The sequence below is a fragment of the Caballeronia sp. genome (assembly GCF_028292365.1).
Lineage (GTDB): Bacteria > Pseudomonadota > Gammaproteobacteria > Burkholderiales > Burkholderiaceae > Caballeronia.
In genome coordinates this window covers 1-3,750 of the sequence record NZ_JAQGMM010000227.1, presented here as the reverse complement: position 1 = coordinate 3,750, position 3,750 = coordinate 1, and the positions used below count along the sequence as shown (strand labels likewise).

Annotated in this window: 3 protein-coding genes; all 3 read left to right on the top strand. The window is 58.9% G+C overall.

Annotation, left to right across the window (positions count from 1 at the left end; all coding sequences use genetic code 11):
• Window positions 1–977, top strand: a 977-nt coding sequence (gene tssA, locus JWR14_RS13940) for a type VI secretion system protein TssA (protein WP_299707563.1), incomplete at its 5' end; no start/stop codon positions are given.
• Window positions 978–998: 21 nt separating this feature from the next.
• On the top strand, window positions 999–2,801 hold the full coding sequence (gene tssF, locus JWR14_RS13935) for a type VI secretion system baseplate subunit TssF (RefSeq protein ID WP_299707560.1): 1,803 nt from the start codon (window positions 999–1,001) through the stop codon (window positions 2,799–2,801).
• Window positions 2,802–2,875: 74 nt separating this feature from the next.
• Window positions 2,876–3,750: type VI secretion system baseplate subunit TssG (gene tssG, locus JWR14_RS13930; RefSeq protein ID WP_299707557.1), on the top strand; the 875-nt coding region annotated here is incomplete at its 3' end.

Genomic DNA, 3,750 nt, shown 5'->3' with positions numbered 1-3,750 from the left:
CGAAAGCCTCTCCGTTTGGGGCGAGCACAGCCGCAATACTGCCCTCATCAACCGAAGTTTCGTCAACCCGCGATCTACTCGATCGTGCGCGTCAGATGGCAGTGTTCCTACGTGAACAGCCGCAAGGGTATCTGGCCGCTTATCGCCTCATGCGCTGCATCCGATGGGACACGCTCACCGAAGTCCCGCCGTGCGACCCCACCAGCAAGACGCGACTCGTTCCGCCACGCGCCGAACTTCGCGCTCAACTCAAGCGTCTGCTCATGCAAAATCAATGGCTTGAACTCCTGGATCGCGTTGAACTCGCGTTCGCTGAAGGCGCAAACCACTTTTGGCTCGATCTCCAATATTACGCATTCGTAGCTCAGGAACAGGCCGGTAGCGAATACGCGCCAGTGCGCGATCTGGCCGCGACCGACTGCGCGCTGATGCTCGAACGACTGCCCGGTTTCCACTTGCTGTCTTTCTCCGATGGCACCCCTTTCGCCGACGATTCCACACTCGAATGGATCGCACGTTACGCGACCGTTCGCGATATCGATCGCGGTGAAACGGTGGTCCCTGTCGCGGCACAATCAGCAAATACGGACTGGGCGGACACCGAAACAAAAGCCAACAATCTCGCCTCCAAGGAAGGACTGGATTCCGCATTCTCATTTCTGCAACGCCTTCCCGCACAGGAGGGACATCGAGACCGTTTCGTCAGGCAGTTGGTCATGGCGCGCGTCGCCGAGCGCGCCGAACGACCGGACACGGCGCTGCACCTTTTATCGAGCGTGGACACCGCAGCACGCCGCTTCGAGTTGGCGGTATGGGAACCATCACTCGCGTTCGAAGCCAAGCAGCATCTAATGCGGCTGCTCAAAGTCCGCATGACGCGCAAGGATGCGGATAAGCCCGCACTCGCTCAACGCATCGACACGTTGATCGTCGAGCTGACTACTATCGATGCCGCCCGCGCCGTTGCGCTCGACTAGACCCCGCCAAAGGCCTGACCCGTGAACAAACCCAACGACAACGACATCCTGCGCTACTACGAAGCCGAAATGCGCTATCTGCGTGAGGCCGGCAAGGAGTTCGCACAAGCGTTTCCCGACCGCGCGAAGATGCTAAACATCGACCGCATCGGGGAGCGCGATCCGCACGTCGAACGCCTGTTCGAAGGTTTTGCGTTTCTCGTTGGACGTCTGCGCCAAAAACTCGACGATGAATTGCCCGAGCTGACTGAAGGTCTCGTCAGCATGCTCTGGCCGCACTATCTTCGGATGATTCCGTCACTGTCGATACTCGAAGTCACGCCCACGGAAGGTTTGCTGCAAAGTCATGAAGTACTCGCGGCGGGCCTTGAAGTGCTGGCCGATCCGATTCCCGTCGATAAAGAGAGCGTCGAGTGCATCTATCGCACTACGCAAGCGATCGACTTGTATCCGGTCAAGCTGATCGAAGCCAACGCGCACGCACGCGAGGACGGCAGATCGGTGATCAGGCTCAGGCTGGAATTGCAGCCGCAGATCCCGCGCGCGCAAATGCACATACCACGTCTGCGGCTATATCTGAATGCGGATCGACCGGTGGCGTTGAGCCTTTACACCGCCTTGACCGCAGCACCGCTCTCGGTTCACGTCCGCATTCCGGGTTATCCCGAGGATCGGCCGGGACTGCCGCAAAGCATGCAAGGCCTGCGTATAGAAGCCGCCGGATTCAAGGCTGACGAACGCCTGTGGCCCAAAGCTGACAACGCATTCGGCGGTTATCAACTGCTGCTCGAATATTTCACGTTTCCCGAGAAGTTCATGTTCGTGGATCTCGTGGGGCTCGACATGCAGTCAATTCCTCAAGCCGCACCCTACTTCGATGTCGAGATTGTGCTGGCTCAGCCTTACCCGGACGACATGCGCTTCACGGCAGAAAACGTTCGGCTCTTCTGCACGCCGATCATCAACCTGTTCAACATCCAGGCCGATCCCATCACGGTCTCGCATTTCGAAACCGAGTACCGGGTACATACGGTGAAGGCACGCGGTGATTTTGTGGAAGCGTATTCGGTTGACTCGATCGTAGGCTTTGAAACCTCCAACGGCTCGCGTTTTGAGTACGCGCCGTTCGCGTCGTTCCGTCACCGCGGCGGCATGTTGCGCCATGAGATGCCCGAGCGATACTTCCATACTCGCGCACGACGCGGACCGTCCGGGCGGTTCGACACGTGGGTGGTGTTGGGCGGCCATGCATGGGAAGGGGAGACCACGCTGCCCGATGAGACGCTATCGCTCTCCGTGACCGGAACAAACGGTATGCTGCCTCGCAAGGGCTTGCGCGAAGCCAGTATTAACCGCACGCGCGGCGGCTTTACGAACGTCGCGTCGGTGAGAAACCTCACCGCACCGACCTTGCCCGTTTACCCACCGACAAGAGACCGTTTCCACTGGCGTGTGCTCTCGCATCTGGCGCCTAACTACCTCTCTCTGCTCGATGCCGAAATCCTGCGCGGCAGTCTGGCGCTTTACGACTGGACCGATGGCGAGCTAAATCGCCGGCGTATCGATGCGATCATCGACGTCAAACATCGGCCCCTGCAAAAGCTCGTAAAGGGCGGCTTGCTGCGTGGTGTGGAAATCGAAGTCACGCTTAACAGCGACAAGTTTGCGGGTGACGGCGATCTCGCGTTGTTCGGCGAGATGCTCAATCGCTTCCTCGCGCTGTACGCGACAATGAATATCTATGTAAAGCTGGTTGTCGTCTCGTTACCGAGCGGACGCCGCATAACGTGGCCCGATAACAAAGCTGAGGGAGCACCGTTTTGAACGCGCCGCATCGAGAGCTTCCGGTGTCTGAGGAGCGCGTCCTATTGCCCGCTTTGCTGCACGATGCGACACGCATGAACTTCATGCACTTTTGTGAATTGATCGAACTCGCCGCGCCGAATCTGCCGTCACTCGGCTCGACCGACTCACTAGCAAACGAGCCAGTCCGCTTTCGTTCGCGTGCTCGGCTCGGATTCCCCGGCAAGGAAATCGATGCGGTCGAATTCAACTACGACGATGCATCAAAACCCGCCGCCATCCGCACGACATTTCTCGGGCTCTACGGCGTCGATGCCCGCATGCCATCGTATTTCATCGATGAAGTCGCGCAGAACCGTGACGGCGCGGAACCCTTGTCGGCGTTCCTGGACATGTTCCATCACAGGATCGCGACGCAGTTTTATCGGGCGTGGCGCAAGTATCGATTTCCTGCGGGGTTCAAGAAGGGCGGCACGGACAATGTCTCGCGCTGCCTGGTCAGCCTCGTGGGACTTGGCATTGGGCATCCGGCGATCGAACAGACAGTTGGCACACGCAAGCTGCTGTCAATGCTCGGACTCGCCAGCCAGCGAACGCGCACGGCCGAAGGTCTCGCGGGCGTGCTGCAACATGCCGTCCCTGACGCGACGATTACGGTCACCGAATTCCACCCGGTGTGGATTCAGCTAAACGAGTTCGAACCGACAGCGCTCGGCGAAAACTGCGTACTCGGTCGCGGCTTCTATGACCGCGGCAATTGCGCGCGAGTCGTGATTTCGCCGACGACACCGGAATCGGTATTGGGTCTGACACCCGGTCGTCAAATGCACAGCGAAATCATGGCGCTACTGCGCTTCTATCTCGGCTACGAATCGAACGCGCATCTGGAAATGCATGTCTCGCCGGACTTGATGCCGAGAGCGGACATCGCTTCCGATCAAGTTCGTCTCGGCTACACAAGCCAGTTGCA